13 protein-coding genes are annotated in these 14033 nt (G+C 70.8%); 6 read left to right on the plus strand and 7 right to left on the minus strand.

What is annotated here, in order from left to right; translation table 11 throughout:
* Position 1 precedes the first annotated feature (1 nt).
* Complete coding sequence (locus IFSED24_RS11435; RefSeq protein ID WP_491331592.1) at positions 2 to 1069, minus strand: hypothetical protein; 1068 nt, start codon at positions 1067 to 1069, stop codon at positions 2 to 4.
* A gap of 113 nt (positions 1070 to 1182) precedes the next feature.
* On the opposite strand from IFSED24_RS11435, the gene IFSED24_RS11440 reads away from it, so the two are divergent.
* From IFSED24_RS11440 to IFSED24_RS11460, 5 genes are all read left to right on the plus strand, one after another.
* Positions 1183 to 2127 (plus strand): hypothetical protein, encoded by a 945-nt coding sequence (locus IFSED24_RS11440; RefSeq protein WP_491331593.1) that lies wholly within the window; start codon positions 1183 to 1185, stop codon positions 2125 to 2127.
* A gap of 676 nt (positions 2128 to 2803) precedes the next feature.
* Entirely contained in the window at positions 2804 to 3001 is a 198-nt protein-coding gene (locus IFSED24_RS11445) for a hypothetical protein (protein WP_491331594.1), read from the plus strand.
* A 147-nt stretch (positions 3002 to 3148) separates the two neighbouring features.
* Complete coding sequence (locus IFSED24_RS11450; RefSeq protein WP_491331595.1) at positions 3149 to 3625, plus strand: FlgD immunoglobulin-like domain containing protein; 477 nt, start codon at positions 3149 to 3151, stop codon at positions 3623 to 3625.
* Positions 3626 to 3661: 36 nt separating this feature from the next.
* Entirely contained in the window at positions 3662 to 3895 is a 234-nt protein-coding gene (locus tag IFSED24_RS11455; RefSeq protein ID WP_491331596.1) for a hypothetical protein, read from the plus strand.
* A gap of 57 nt (positions 3896 to 3952) precedes the next feature.
* On the plus strand, positions 3953 to 4519 hold the full coding sequence (locus IFSED24_RS11460) for a FlgD immunoglobulin-like domain containing protein (RefSeq protein ID WP_491331597.1): 567 nt from the start codon (positions 3953 to 3955) through the stop codon (positions 4517 to 4519).
* Between the two features lie 84 nt (positions 4520 to 4603).
* On the opposite strand, the gene IFSED24_RS11465 is transcribed toward IFSED24_RS11460, so the two are convergent.
* The 3 genes from IFSED24_RS11465 to radA form a co-directional block, all read right to left on the minus strand.
* Positions 4604 to 5185, minus strand: coding sequence for a hypothetical protein (locus IFSED24_RS11465; RefSeq protein WP_491331598.1), 582 nt, complete (start codon positions 5183 to 5185; stop codon positions 4604 to 4606).
* 71 nt (positions 5186 to 5256) lie between these two features.
* Entirely contained in the window at positions 5257 to 6018 is a 762-nt protein-coding gene (locus IFSED24_RS11470) for an IspD/TarI family cytidylyltransferase (RefSeq protein WP_491331599.1), read from the minus strand.
* 4 nt (positions 6019 to 6022) lie between these two features.
* Positions 6023 to 7459 (minus strand): DNA repair protein RadA, encoded by a 1437-nt coding sequence (gene radA / locus IFSED24_RS11475; protein WP_491331600.1) that lies wholly within the window; start codon positions 7457 to 7459, stop codon positions 6023 to 6025.
* Positions 7460 to 7620: 161 nt separating this feature from the next.
* Here radA and IFSED24_RS11480 point away from each other — a divergent pair, with 161 nt between their 5' ends.
* Positions 7621 to 8130, plus strand: coding sequence for a hypothetical protein (locus IFSED24_RS11480; protein WP_491331601.1), 510 nt, complete (start codon positions 7621 to 7623; stop codon positions 8128 to 8130).
* Here IFSED24_RS11480 and IFSED24_RS11485 read toward each other — a convergent pair.
* The 3 genes from IFSED24_RS11485 to IFSED24_RS11495 form a co-directional block, all read right to left on the minus strand.
* Positions 8100 to 9209: a glycosyltransferase gene (locus tag IFSED24_RS11485; protein ID WP_491331602.1), complete on the minus strand. Its 1110-nt coding sequence runs from the start codon at positions 9207 to 9209 to the stop codon at positions 8100 to 8102. The genes IFSED24_RS11480 and IFSED24_RS11485 overlap by 31 nt on opposite strands.
* Positions 9206 to 10111 carry a hypothetical protein gene (locus IFSED24_RS11490; RefSeq protein WP_491331603.1) on the minus strand — a complete coding sequence of 302 codons (906 nt, stop codon included), beginning with the start codon at positions 10109 to 10111 and terminating at the stop codon, positions 9206 to 9208. The genes IFSED24_RS11485 and IFSED24_RS11490 overlap by 4 nt, the downstream gene beginning before the upstream one ends.
* Before the next feature lie 125 nt (positions 10112 to 10236).
* Positions 10237 to 13992 (minus strand): S8 family serine peptidase, encoded by a 3756-nt coding sequence (locus tag IFSED24_RS11495; RefSeq protein ID WP_491331604.1) that lies wholly within the window; start codon positions 13990 to 13992, stop codon positions 10237 to 10239.
* Between the last annotated feature and the right edge of the window lie 41 nt (positions 13993 to 14033).

A 14033-nucleotide genomic window follows, 5' to 3' on the forward strand; every position in this document is an offset into this window, starting at 1 on the left:
ATCAGAGCGCGTCCCAGAAGCGGACGGCCAGGTAGACCCAGGTGTCACGGTCGGTGGCCTCGAAATAGCCGTCGTCGTTGGCGAAGATCCAGGGATCGGCCGGCGTGGTCTGCAAGCCGATCCCGATGTCCAGGAAGCGCGGCCGCGAGGGATGGTTCCGGCGCAGCAGCAGGCCCACCCGACCGCTCCAGCCCAGGTTCTTCTGCTCGACCACGCGGCCGCGGGTCACCTCGCCGGTGCGCGGATCGACGAAGGTGCCGCCCCAGAAGAGCGAGCGGATGTAGTAGCCGACGCCGCCCTCGGCGTAGAGGTCGACGCTCTTGCTCGCGGGCAGCCGGCCCAGGGCGGCCAGGGTGAAGCCGAAGAGGTTGGTGCGGCCGTCGCCGAAGGCGTCCTCGAAGTCGCCGCGCATGTCGCCGAAGCCGGCCTGGAAGCCGAGCTGCGGCACGAAGTGCTCGGTCACGCCGTAGCCGAACGAGAGGCCCACCTGGCCCATGGGCGTGAAGTAGTCGTTGAAGCCGGAGACGTTCTGGCGCACGCCGGCCTCCACCAGCGCGAGCCAGGCGTGGCTCACCGGCGCGCGGCCGGTGGCGGCGGCAGCGGTCCGGGCCCGGTGGGGCGCCGTGGGCGGCGGCGGGGTCTCGGGCCACGAGCGCACCGTGGCCAGGGGATCATGGGCGGGCGGCTCGGGCCGGCGGGGCATGGGCGGCGGCTCGGTGCCGTGCAGCAGCGCCGCGGCGCGTCCCTGCAGCGCCAGCCAGCTCTCGGCGGAGAGGCTGCGCACGAACACGCGGGGGCCGGCGGCGGGGTCGTCCACCTCCAGCCGCGCCAGCACCGCGCCCCAGGGCGCCTGGCCGAAGCGGACCCGGACCAGGTGCGAGACGTCGGGAAAGAGCGCCAGCCTGGCTATCAGCTCCTGCTCCAGGATCTCGGGCAGGTCGGGGTGCAGGCGCACGGCGGGGGTCTCGGGCGGCGGCACGCCCACGGCGTCGCCGGCCGCTCCGGTCAGCAGGGCGAGGATCAAGCAGAGCGGTGCCGGGAACAGGTGCTGTGCCTTCATACCGGTCATGATACCCGGACTGTCCCGGCGTATCCACTGCGGCGTTGACCTCCCGGGATCGCTGCGCCATGCTGTCCGCTGATAGCGATGTTCGCTATTCAAATTCAGCCACGGAGGGAACCATGCGCTTCTCGCCCCGACTCGTCGTCCTCGCCTTCTTCGTCCTGACCACCGCCCTGCCCGCCGTGCAGGCCGGCGAACTGGCCGACCACGGTCCCGAGGGGATCTTCTTCCACGACACCGACACCGGCCTCTACTGGTTCGACACGGCCTTCTGGGAGGGCATCGATCGCACCCAGGTCGACTTCTTCGTCACCGACGCCCGCCTCTGGTCCTGGGCCACCGGCGCCCAGGTCGACGCCCTGGTGGGCCAGACCGCACCCGACGGCAGCCTCCTCGAGGACCTCATGGGGTCGCGCCAGGCCACCATCGGCGGCGGCGGCCCGCGCTGGATCGGCTACCACGCCGGGGCCGTCCAGCCCGACGGCTGGCTCCTCCAGTCCGAGTCGCCGCCATACACCGAGCTGTCGACGTCGGGCAGCCAGAGCAACGTCGACAGCTTCACCCACGGCGCCTGGCTCGTGGCCGCCGACGACCCGGTGGCCGCCCCCCGCCTGGCCGACCTCGGCGACGAGGGCGAGTTCTTCCACGACCAGTTCACCGACCTCTACTGGTACGACCCCGCGCACTTCGTGGGCCTGACCCGCGCCGACGTGGAGACCTGGCTCGCCGACCACGCCGACTGGCGCTGGGCCACCGCCGCCGAGATCCGCGGCCTGGTGGGCATGTTCACCGTGGGCGACGTCGACGCCACCACGGTCCTCGGCGACGCCCAGGCCATTGTCGGCAGCGGCGGCGCGCGCTGGATCGGTTACTACGCCCAGGCCACCCAGCCCGACGGCATGCTTTTGGAGGCGAGCATCCTCTCCTCCCGCGTGCTGATCACCACGGCAGGGACCCAGAGCGGCGTCGCGGCGTGGGATCCCGGGGCCTGGGTCGTCTCCGAGGTGGACCCGACGCCGGTGGAACAGCGGACGTGGAGCGGGGTGAAGGGGATCTGGCGGTAGATCGGTCAGCCGCGTCTTCATGGGTTTTTCACGGGGCGGTCCGGATGGCGGGCCGCCCTGGTTTCGTGAGGGTGTCGGGTTCGCCACTCCTGGCCTCAAGAGTGTCCTGGCTGCAGTCTATCAGGATAGACAGCTTGTTTCCCCCGGGGGTAATCAGTTTTTGAAGGTGTTGCTAATTATAGATTTAAACGAATCAATGTTCCCCAAGACCACCAAGCAGAACTAAATGTTCATGCAAGATACCGCGTGGATATATCAACGCCCAGGCCGCGATCTATCGGGTTAGACAGCCAGATCTCTCCCCCAACATTTGGGACCTTGGCCGTGCCAGAAAGACTGTGCATGGCGGCAGAGATCCTGGCGCCGCGCTCTCAAGAAACATTATCGGATGATTTAAATATAATTACAACAAGGACATACGCCATTGCGCCGGCGCACGCCGCGGTCATTGATAGCCGAGATCGGCACATCCAGGGTCCATGACAATCTTCAAGGCCCGTTCCACCACCACGAGCTCCAGTGCTCAAGCACCATCCCAACCCAGCCATCCCAACGCCAGTAGCCACTCCACCAAACCCGAGCTACATTTTGAGGATAAAACTAGTAATGTTTACCGACCCTGGCGCACCTACGCTCATGGTGAACCAACAAGATCATAGATAGAAGGAGCACCGACATGTCCGCAACACCCCTGTCCCGGCTGTTCCTGGCCACCACCCTGCTCGCCCTCGGCGCCGGCCTCGCCCACGCCCAGGGCGGCCTCGGCCAGCCCGCCCCCGACTTCACCCTCACCGGCAACGACGGTGTGGACTACACCCTGAGCGACGCCTTCGGCGACCAGGTCCAGCTCCTGCACATGGTGGGCTACGCCTGAGGCTCCTGCATCAACGATGGCCCCGGTCTGGAGGCCCTCTATCAGCAGTTCGGACCCGATCAGGTCCGCTTCCTCGCCGCCGACTTCTGGAACGGCAGCGACGCCCAGTGCGACCTCTTCCAGAACGCCGCCGAGATCACCTATCCGGTGCTCCTGAACGCCACGTTCCTGGGCGACCCGGACATGTACAACTGCAGCTACCATTACATCATCGTCGTCGACGGCGACGGCGTGGTGGCGTACCGCGGCTCGGCCAACCTGGCCGCCCTGTCCATCGTGCTCGAGGACGCGGTGAGCCGGTTGCAGACCGGCACCGCGGTGGGCGACGTGCCCGGCGCCGGCACGATCCTCGGCGTCAACTATCCCAACCCCTTCAACCCCACCACCCGCATCCCCTTCGCAGTGCCCGACGCCCGTGACGGCGCCGCGGTGCGGCTGGACGTGCTCGACCTCCGCGGCCGCGTGGTGCGGACCCTGGTCGACGGCAACCGGCCCGCCGGGGAGCACGAGGCGGTCTTCGACGGCCGCGACCAGGCCGGCAACCTGCTGGCCAGCGGCAGCTACCTCGCGCGCCTGCGCGTGGGCGATTCCACCGAGACCAGGACCATGGCCCTGGTCAAGTAGATCGACAGGACACGGATCTTGAAGAGAGGACACACCATGAACCAGAAGATCTCGCCGCGGCCCTCGGCCGTGCTCCGATACGGCGTGGCCGGCCGGCTGGCCCTGACCGCCGCCCTGCTCGCCCTATTCAGCGGCACCGCCCTGGCCCAGGCCGGGGTCGGCGACCCCGCCCCCGACTTCACCCTCACCGGCAACGACGGCCTGGAGTACACCCTGAGCGACGCCTTCGGCGACCAGGTCCAGCTGCTCTACTTCATCGGCTACAGCTGAGGCTCGTGCATCAATGACGGCCCCAGTGTGGAGGCCCTTTATCAGTCGCATGACGCCATGGATCTGCGCGCGTTCGCCCTCGACGTGTGGAACGGCAGCGACGCCAACAACGACCTGTTCCAGAACGTGGCCGGCATCAGCTTCCCCGTGCTCCTGAATGCCGGCTACCTCCAGGCCGCCGACCAGTACGACACCGGTCGGCACACCGTGTTCGTGATCGACGGCGAGGGCATCGTCCGCTATCGCGGTCCGGTGAACACCACCGACATCGCCGCCGCCCTCGACGAGGCCGTGGCGGACCTGGGCTCGCAGACCGCCGTGGGTGACACCCCGCAGGGCGGCGCGCTCCTGGCGGCCAACTACCCCAACCCCTTCAACCCCTCGACCAGCATCCCCTACGAGGTGCCCGTGGCCCGCGACGGCGCGCCGGTGCGCCTCGATATCCTCGACCTCCGCGGCCGGGTGGTCCAGACCCTGGTCGCCGGCTCGCGGCCGGCCGGCCGCCACCTGGCGGTCTTCACCGGCGTCGACGCCCGCGGCAATACGCTGCCCAGCGGCGCCTACCTGGCGCGCCTGCGTGTGGGGGACACGGTGGAAGCCCGGGTCATGACCCTGGTGAAGTAGGGTTACCCGAGTCGAGACGAGCGAAGAAAAGGCCCCGGTCGTCGTCACGGCCGGGGCCTTTCAGCGTCTCCTCGGAAGCCGCAGCTACTCGCGGAACAGGCTCTTGACCTCGCTCCAGGTCGACTGCTCGGTGGGCGTGGAGTCGGCGGGCGTGTAGTGGATGTTGACCAGCATGTCGGTCATGACCACGCCCTGCTGGTCGCAGGTCTGGGACAGCGAGAGCGGGCCGGCGATGATGTAGTAGATGCCGGGCTGGTCCACGGTCATCTGCAGGGTGAGCGTGCAGAGGCGCACGACGTCGCCGCCCATGCACTCCTCCGAGGTGGTCACCACACCGCTGAGGGGTGCGCCTTCGTGCTCGCAGGCCGGGTTGTACTCCTCGTCGACGATGACCGCGGCGCCGCCGCAGCAGGCCTCGAGCACCGCCCAGTGGAATCGGCCGTAGTCGTGTTCCAGGGGCTCGCCGTCGGCGTCGCCGAGGACGAGGACGTGGAGCTGGAAGGTCTGGTCGCCCTCGACCTCGATGTCCGGATCGAAGTGGTCGGGCGCCGCGGAGAGGCCCAGGCGCGGGAAGGTGACCTGAGCGGAGGCCGGCAAGGCGATCAGCAGGCACAGCAGCGCCCCCAGCAAGGCGGCGCGCGTGATACGGTGGTGGCTGGCGTTCATGGGCGTCCTTCCGAAAATAACGGATACATCTTATCCTTAATGGTAGATGAGTGACGCCTCGACGTCCAGTCTTACACCCGATTCTTGCGCAGCACCGCGCTGGCCCGCAGCCAGTCCTCCTCGGTGGTGACCTTCCAGTTGCCCGGCTCGCCCATGACCACCACCGGCGAAAGCCCGCGCGCGGCCACCAGGCCGCCGTCGTCGGTGAAGGTCTGGCCGGTCTCGGCGGCCCAGCGGTGGGCCGCGGCCAGCTCCTGCCAGCGGCAGACCTGGGGCGTCTGCACCGCCGCCAGGCGTTCGCGGTCGAGGTAACCGGCCAGCGGGCTCTCCTCGCGGGCCAGATCCTCGCGGACGTCGAGCTGCACGATGGTGTCGGGGACAGCCACTCCGGGGATGGCCGCGCCGCGGCGGGCCGCCACCCGGGCCAGCCGCGCCAGGAGGTGGCGCGTGGCGAAGGGTCGGGCGGCATCGTGGATGGCCACGAGGTCGCCGGCCTGGGGCCGGACATCGGCGGGCAGTGCGGCCAGCAGTTGCAGCGCGTTCCAGGCCGACCCCGTGCGGTGCGGTCCGGCCGGGGCCAGAGCGCAGGGCACGTGGGGCGGATGGGCGGCCAGCGCCTGCTCGGCCATGGGTCGCCAGGGGTCCGGCACCACCAGCACGGTATGCACCACGCCGGGGGCCCGGGTCAGCTCCTCGAGGCTGTGCTCGAAGAGCATGCGGCCGCCTGCCTCGCGGAACTGCTTGGGCAGGCTGGCGTCGCCGTGGCGCGCCCGCGTGGACTGCCCGCCGGCCAGGATCACGAGGTAGAGGCGTGGCTGCAGCACCTGGGTCATGTCGTCATCCCCTCTCGGCGTCGCCGTGCGGCGCCAGGGCCAGGGCCACCGCCTCCTCGACGCTCACCGCGCCGACGATGGCTAGGCCCCGCGGCGCCGCCGCGCGCTCGTGCTTGCCCGCGGAGGTGGCGCAGACGGCGCGGGTGAACCCGTGCCGCGCCGCCTCGCGCAGACGTTCCGACTCCGCCGCCGCGGGCCGCACCTCGCCCGTGAGACCCACCTCGCCGAGTACCAGCGTGCCCACCGGCAGCGCGCGTTCGCGCAGGCTCGAGGCCAGGGCGGCCAGGATGGCGAGGTCGGCCGCGGGATCGTCGAGCCGGCCGCCGCCCGCCACCTTCACGAAGACGTCGCAGCCGGCGAGGTCGAGCCCGGCGCGCTTCTCGAGGATGGCCGCCAGGAGCGCCACCCGCTTGCCGTCGACCCCCTGGACCACCCGCTGCGGCGTGCCGTACCGCGAGGGCGCCACCAGCGCCTGGACCTCCACCAGGAACACCCGCGAGCCGTTGCGCACCGCGCAGACCGCCGCCCCCGGCTCGTGTCCGCCGCGGTTGCCGCCCAGGAAGAGCACCCCCGCGTCGTCCACCGGCACCAGGCCGTCCTGGCGCATCTCCAGCACCGCCAGCTCCCCGGTGGTCCCGAAACGGTTCTTCACCGCGCGCACCAGCCGAATCGAGCCGCCGCCCGAGCCCTCGAAGTAGAGCACAGTGTCCACCATGTGCTCGAGCAGCTTGGGCCCGGCCAGGTCGCCGGTCTTGGTCACATGGCCCACCAGGAAGACGGGGCTGCCGTGACGGCGGGCGAGGTCGGCCAGGATGCCGCCGCAGTAGCGGATCTGCGTGGGCGAGCCGGGGTAGCTGTCCACCGCCTCGCCGTGCAGGGTCTGCACCGAGTCGGCGATGATCACCGTGGGGCCCTCGTGCGCGGCGAGCGCCGTCTGCAGCGCCGCCACCAGCGGCTCGAGGCGCACCTCGGCCAGGATGTGGAAGCCCTCCTCGCGGTCGGGCGCGAAGCCCAGCCTCTCGGCGCGGAGCCGGATCTGCGCCGGCGATTCCTCGCCCGCGACGTAGAGCACGCGCACGCCGGCGCGCACCCAGCGCAGCGCGAGGCCGGTCAGCAGGGTCGACTTGCCCACGCCCGGCTCGCCGCCCAGCAGCACCACCGACCCCTCCACCAGGCCGCCGCCCAGGACGCGGGCGATCTCGGCGGGTTCGACCGGGATCCGCGCGGTGCGGGCCGCGTCGATCTCGCGCAAGGCAACCGGCTGGACCGGCCGTGCGTCCCGCTGGTGAGGGGCCTGGAAGCCGCGGGAGCCCTTGCCGTCGGCAGCCTCGCGGAACTCCTTCATGGTGCCGTAGGTGCCGCAGGACGGACAGCGGCCGTACCAGCGGACCTCGGTGTGACCGCAATCGCTGCAGACGAAGCTGGTGGTAGCTCGGGCCATGGTGTCGCCATCCGTTGTCGTCGAAGGATCGTCGGTCGCCGTGACGGTCCAGATTAGCGGCCCGCGGCGACGCGGTCAATCTGCCGGGAACAATCGCCAGCAGGCTCGGGTAACACCGGAGATCATTCCCTGACCATCTCCCCACGGGATGGAGTTCGCCCATGGTTCGCCGCCAGCTCGCCGCCCTGGCCTTCGCCGTCTCGGTCGGCCTCGGTCTCTGCCACGCGCTCTGCTACTCGACCCTGCTGCCCGACCAGGTCGCCAGCCATTTCGATGCCACCGGCGCCCCCGCCGCCTGGACCTCGCGCAGCACCATGATCGACATCCAGCTGACCGTGATCACGGTCCTCGCCGCGGCCTTCGCGCTGCTCGCGGGGATCCTGATCAAGTCGCCGGCCCGCTGGTTCAGCCTGCCCAACCGCCAGTGGTGGCTCGCCCCGGAACGCTGCGACCACACGCGCTGCGACCTGGCCTGCCGCGTCCTCTGGCTCGGCACCTTCACCCAGATCTTCGTGCTCGACCTCTTCCACCACGCCGTGCGCGTGAACCTGGGGCGCGTGCCTCAGCTGGAGAACGTCTGGCCCGACGTGATCGGGTTCCTGGTCCTGGTCGGGATCTGGGTCGGGTTGATCCTGCTGCGTTACGCGCGGCGACCGGCGGCGGCCTCATAGATCGCCAGGTACTGCTCGCCCATGGCCGTCAGGGTGTAGCGCCGGCGCTGCTCGCTGGCGGCTTGCGTGCCGAGGCGCTCGCGCAGACCGGCATCCTCGCCCAACCGCTGCAATCCGTCCGCGAACCCCGCCACATCCCCCACGGGCACCAGCCAGCCGGTCCGGTCATGGACCAGCACCTCGGCCAGCCCGCCCACGTCCGACGCCAGGGTCGGCAGCCCCAGCGACATGGCCTCCAGCAGCGTGTAGGGCAGGCCCTCGTGGTGCGAGGACATGACCAGCAGATCGCTGTGGGCCATGAGCGCGTAGACGTCGCGGCGGAAGCCGTGGAAGGTCACGCGGTCGGCCACGCCGAGCGAGGCCGCGAGGGCTTCCAGCTCGGGTCGGAGGCCGCCCTCCCCCACCAGGTTCAGCTGCCAGGAGTGGTTCTCCGGCAGGAGAGACAGCGCCCTCAGCGCGATGTCGATGCCCTTGACGCCGCTCAGCCGTCCCACCATGAGCGCGTGCAGGCGCTCCGGCGCCAGGCCCTCGGGGCGCTCGGGGAAGGCGGCACGCTCCAGGGGTTCGATCCCGTTGTGCACCGTGTGCAGGGCCGCCGAACCGTAGCTCTTGCCGTGCCGGCGCTGGAGGTCCGCGGTCACGAAGCAGATGGGCGCCCGGCGGTGCCGGCAGGCCCGGACCTCGAGGGTGCGATAGAGCCGGTCGCGCAGGAAGGCCCGCGGATGCCGCCAGGTGGGCTCGCCCTGGCCGTGCATGGTGGCCACCATGGCGAATGGGCCCGTCGCCAGCGCGGCGTTCACGGCGGCCTTGTAGCCATGGACGTGGACCAGGCGGATGCCGTGGTCGGCGAGGAGGCGGCCGAGGCGCCGTGGGGCGGCGAGGTCGAAGGCCGACCGCGTGGGGATCACGTGCACCGGCAGGCCGTCGGCGCGGCACTGGGCCGCCAGTTCGCGGTCGTGAAAGAGGATCACGTGCGGCTGGAGGCCGCGTTCACCGAGGAAGGCGCCGAGGCCGAGGATGTGGCGCTCGGCGCCTCCGAAGAGCTCACCGACGGCAACGATGCCGATTGGTCCGGTCACGGATTCGGCCAGCTCATGCCCGCGGTGGCCGCCTCGAGGAACGGCATGAAGGCCGCGGCGGCCTTTTGGTTGCCGGTGCTGCTGGGGTGGCTGTCGTGGCCGCCGCCCGTGGGATAGGCCGAGAGGTTGGTGGCCCCGTTGTCGGTCAGCACGTCGTAGTAGTCGAAGACCGCCACGTTGGGCAGGTCGTAGCCGGCGAGCCAGCCCTGCTCGCGATCGGCGAGCCAGCTGTTGAACTCGCGCGCCAGCGCGGCACCCTTGGACTGGGGCTTGAGCCAGTTCTTGAGCTTGGCCTTGAAGCCCGAGGGATTGCGCTCGGCCAGCGGAGGCGCCGTGAAGGCCACGAAGAGCACGTCGGGGTGCTCGCGGAAGAAGGGCAGCAGCGTCCGGTAGGCCGCGCGCGCATTGGCCACGGTCTTCTCGCAGCTGTCCGGATCTCCCGGCTCCTTGCCCTCGCCTTTGAAGTCGTTGTTGGGGAAGCAGCTCTTGAAGCAGACGATGTCGTTGCGCACGCCGTCGGGCAGCAGCTCGTCCTGGTTCCTGGTCTGCAGGATCCGGTCCATCTGGCTGGCGAACTTCCGGTGCCAGTGGCAGATGTCGGTGTCCGCGCCCACGATGGAGCCGTAGCTGGCCTCGTTGACCGCGTAGCCTGCGTTCTCGAGCATCCGGCGCAGCCCGCCACCGTTGGGGTGGCTGACGTAGATGCACTGGGAGCCGGAGTTCTCGCCTTGATCGGCGAACAGCTGTCCCCCGCACGAATGGTGGATGAACAGCAGATTACGAGCGTCCTGATCGGGAGTCATGGTGGAGTCGTTTCCTTCCTCGGTCGTGGCGGCCAGCACGGCGCCGCCTAGCAGGGCCAGCAGGCCGGCCAGAAACACGATCCTCGTGAGCTGATGCATCGATGATCCTCCTCGCTGACTGGGGTCGAAGCAAACCCCAATCCGGGCACGATAGGACAAGGCCCGCCCGACGGCCAGTCGCCAGAAACTCCGGGCCCACCTGACGAGGCCCCCGACAACCAGACCTACCGAACCAGCATCATCTTGTGCAACTGCGCCCCCGCCTCCACGCTCAGCCGGCACAGGTACACCCCGCTGGCGTTCTCGCGCCCGGCGGCGTCCCGGCCGTCCCAGCGCACCTCGTGCCGGCCGGCGGCGAGCACGCCGTCGTGCAGGCGCCGCACGAGCCGGCCGCGCAGGTCGAACACCTCCAGGCGCACGGACTGGGCGCGGGCCAGGTCGAAGGCGATGGTGGTCTGGGGATTGAACGGATTGGGCGCGTTGCCCACCAGGCGCGTGACCGCGGGGACGTCGACCGGCGCCGCGGTGATCACGGCGGGGACCAGGATGTTCAGGCCCCACGCCACGAGCGTCCCAGTGTCGCTGCCCGCGTCGTCGACCACGTGGAGCGTCCAGTCGCCCGCGATGGGCTCGCCCAGGTAATCGGCGAGCTGGCCGGGGCCGTCCACGTCGAGGGTCTCGGGCCAGTTGCCCACGATGTCGTCGGCGCTGCTGCCCGAGCCGTTGTGGAGCGTGACGGTGGTGCCCTGGGGGCTGGTGAGCCGGACGGTGAGGTCGCCGATCCAGCTGTGCTGGATGTCGATGTCGACGGTGATGGCCGACAGGTCCCCCGTGGCCTCCACCGTCAGCACGCTGGTGACCCCGGTGGGATTGTCGTCCGGGATGGGCAAGCCAGGGGCGGTGCTCACGTGCACCTCGGTCACCGGCCAAAGCACGAGGTCGACACCCTCGAGGACCTGGCCGTCGTCCAGGACCACGGTCTCCACCGCGGTGGCGTAGCCCGGTTTGCTGGCGGTGACCAGGTAGGTGGCGCCGTAGAGGCCCTCGAAACGGTAAGCGCCGTCGGGGCCGGTGACCGTGCTGTAGGCCGGGCCGCAGCTGACGGTCACTTCCGAGGGCTCGCTGCCGTCGGCCATGGCCACCGTGCCCGCGATGACCCCGGAAGCCGGCGTCTCCTGCGCGAGCAGGTACGCCAGGGCGTTCTCGGTGAGGGCGCGCCCGGCGGCGGCGTCGACCGCGTTGATGTTGAACGCCAGGTAGACGATCTGGCCGGCCTGGGGCGCCGGCGTGTCGTCGTAAACCAGCACGCCCGCGGCGCCGCTGTAGCTGGCGGTCTCCAGCACCACCAAGGCGTCGGCGGCGGGGTCGACCGCGTCCTCGTCGCCGTAGCCGTTGTAGGTCACCGGGATGGTGGTCGGCAGCGGGTTGGGGCGGACCATGAGCGGATGGCCGGCCTGGCCCGCGGCGACCTCGAGCGCGCCGCCGTTGTCGCTGCGCCAGCTCGTGGCGTGCAGCACGTCCTGGGCGAAGCCGCTGTACCCGGGGGAGCTGAGCGCGTCGTAGCCCACCTCGCCGCCCTCGACCAGGATCCGGCCGCCGGCGTTGGCCCAGGCACGCAGGGCGTCGCGGAGGGTGGCGCTGGTCAAGGGACCGGTGTTGTCGCCGGCCGAGTAGACCAGGGCCTGATAGCCGTCGAAGCTGTCGGGCGTGACTCCTGCGGCGTTGATCACGTCGGCCACGTAGCCGGCCTCGGTCAGCCACTGCGCCATCTCGGTGGCGGCGGAGCGGCCGTCGCGCGGGGCCAGCGGCTGCTTCTGTTCGTCGTACTTGACGTCGGTCTCGCCACGGTCGGTGTCGTCGATCACCAGCACCACGCCGAGGGTGTCGATGACCTCGAACAGGTGGGGACCGCTCACGGTGACGTTGGGCGTGCCGGCCTGGTCGAACGCGGTGACCGTGTAGGCGATCTGGTCGCCCACCTGCACCTCGCCCGCCGCCAGCGGGAAGGTGATCACGTAGAGGCCCGACCGGTCCTCCAGCAGGAAGGGCCCCTGCGCGGGACCGCCATTGAGCGTGAAGACCAGCTCGACCCGGTCCACGCCCAGGTTGTCGGTGACCTCGGCGGCGACCACGGGCGGCCAGGTGATCAGCGGCTGGTCGCCCAGCGGCGTGTGCGCCAGGACTGGGGGCGTGGTGTCCGGACCGACCGCGAAGGTGAACGGCGCCGCGGCGCCGGCCACCGGCAGTCGGGTGGTGATGTCGGCGGAGTCGGTGACCTGCAGGTAGTAGGCGATCTCCGTGCCCGCGGGCTGGGCCGGCAGCAGCGCCATGTACTCGTCGCCGGCCACGAGGTCCAGCGCGGTCTGCTGCCATGTCTCGCCGTCGGTGGACCAGACGAGCCAGCGCTCGCCCGGATCCAGCGGCAGCCGGTCGGTGATCGTGGCGGCCACCGCGTACGGGCCGACCGTGTCCTCGGTGTCGCCCAGCGGCTCGTGGGCGATGTTGGCGCCCCAGTAGGTCACCGCGGCGTGGGCGTCGAGGATGCCCCAGCCGAAGTCGTTGTCGGGATTGCCGGCGCGGTCGGCGGTCTCGCGGAGCGCCTCGCGGACCTGGATCGGCGTGAGGCTGGGCGCGCGGGCCAGGACCAGCGCGGCCACGCCCGCGGTCAGCGGGCAGGAGAAGCTGGTGCCGTCGGCCGCGCCGTAGCCCTGGTCGTCGCTCACCGAGACCACGTGGTTGCCCACGCCCTGGGCCGAGACGTCGGGCTTGATGCGGCCGTCGTAGGTGGGGCCGGGCGAGCTGAAGCTGGCGATGTCGCCCGCCAGGGTCACCGCGCCCACGGCGATGACGCTGTCGCCGTCGGCGGGCGCGATGATGTGGCCGAAGCCCCAGCCGCGCTCGTTGCCGGCGGAGTTGACCACCACCACGCCGCGGCCCACGGCGAGGTCGGCGGCGATGGTGGTGACGGCGGTGTTGCCGTCGAGGTCGGCGAACTCGTACCACTCGTAGTAGCCGAGGCTGCTGGAGACCACGTCGGCGCCCAGCGATTCGACCCACTCGAGGCCAGCCACCCAGTTGTCCTCCTCGATGGGGACTTCCTGCGAGACGTCCTCGGTCTTGGCCAGGATGGCGGTGGCGCCGAACGCCGGCCCCACAAGCGCGCCGTCGCTGTAGCCCATGACCGTGGAGAGGGTCTTGGTGCCGTGGTTGTGCTGGGTGGGGGAATCGCCGGGCTCGTTCTCCACCACGTCGTCGTCGTTGATGAAGTCGTACCGCGCGATCACCGGGATCCCGGCCAGCGCCTCGTGGGTGGTCTTGAAGCCCGTGTCGAGCATGCCGATCACCACGCCCTCGCCGGTGATGCCCATGGCGTGCACCGGCGGCACGTTGATCTGCTCGAGGCCGGCGAGGCTGGGACCGTAGTTGATGTCGTAGCGCCCGGCGGCCTCGGCGCGGGCGGCCGCCAGCGCCTCGGCGGTGAGTTCGCGCTCCACCGGCAGCACCGGTGGCACGGGGCGGCGGAACCGGGCCACCAGGTCGATCCGCTCGACGAAGGCGAGGGCGGCCACGGCGGCGATCTGGTCGGGCGTGGCGTCGAAGCTCGCCGCGTTCAGCCAGCGCGACTGGCGCCGGGCGCGGGCGCCGGTGGCGGCGACGGCCGCGCGGTACGCCGGAGACACCTCCAGGTCCCGCGCGTCGACCAGTCGCTGGCCGGGCTGCAGCGACCGGGCGCGCCGCGCCAGCGTGCGCTCGGGCAGCGCCCCCTCGGCGGCCGCGAGCGCCGCGGCGAGGTCGTCGCCGGCGAGCCCCCGGTCGGTGAAGTAGACCCAAACCGCGTAGGTGCCGTCGGCCTGGCGCATGGCGCCGTCGGGGTCGGCCAGGGCACGGTCGAGCCGTGGCGCGGTCTTGTCCTGGGCCAGGGCGGGCAGGGACACGAGCAAGGCGATCAGGAACACGAGCAGCGCAGGCAAGTTCTTCACGGGAGCCATCTCCGGATGCTGAAGGAACAGCGAGTTCGGCC

Source organism: Candidatus Latescibacter sp. IFSED24, assembly GCF_058273205.1.

Excerpts from the sequence above, each read along its gene's own strand:
- IFSED24_RS11490 (WP_491331603.1), bottom strand. The coding sequence starts at position 10,111 with ATGCATCAGCTCACGAGGATCGTGTTTCTGGCCGGCCTGCTGGCCCTG.
- IFSED24_RS11480 (WP_491331601.1), top strand. The coding sequence starts at position 7,621 with ATGGTTCGCCGCCAGCTCGCCGCCCTGGCCTTCGCCGTCTCGGTCGGC.
- IFSED24_RS11460 (WP_491331597.1), top strand. The coding sequence starts at position 3,953 with ATGGATCTGCGCGCGTTCGCCCTCGACGTGTGGAACGGCAGCGACGCC.
- IFSED24_RS11465 (WP_491331598.1), bottom strand. The coding sequence starts at position 5,185 with ATGAACGCCAGCCACCACCGTATCACGCGCGCCGCCTTGCTGGGGGCG.
- IFSED24_RS11470 (WP_491331599.1), bottom strand. The coding sequence starts at position 6,018 with ATGACCCAGGTGCTGCAGCCACGCCTCTACCTCGTGATCCTGGCCGGC.
- IFSED24_RS11435 (WP_491331592.1), bottom strand. The coding sequence starts at position 1,069 with ATGACCGGTATGAAGGCACAGCACCTGTTCCCGGCACCGCTCTGCTTG.
- IFSED24_RS11440 (WP_491331593.1), top strand. The coding sequence starts at position 1,183 with ATGCGCTTCTCGCCCCGACTCGTCGTCCTCGCCTTCTTCGTCCTGACC.
- radA (WP_491331600.1), bottom strand. The coding sequence starts at position 7,459 with ATGGCCCGAGCTACCACCAGCTTCGTCTGCAGCGATTGCGGTCACACC.
- IFSED24_RS11445 (WP_491331594.1), top strand. The coding sequence starts at position 2,804 with ATGTCCGCAACACCCCTGTCCCGGCTGTTCCTGGCCACCACCCTGCTC.
- IFSED24_RS11455 (WP_491331596.1), top strand. The coding sequence starts at position 3,662 with ATGAACCAGAAGATCTCGCCGCGGCCCTCGGCCGTGCTCCGATACGGC.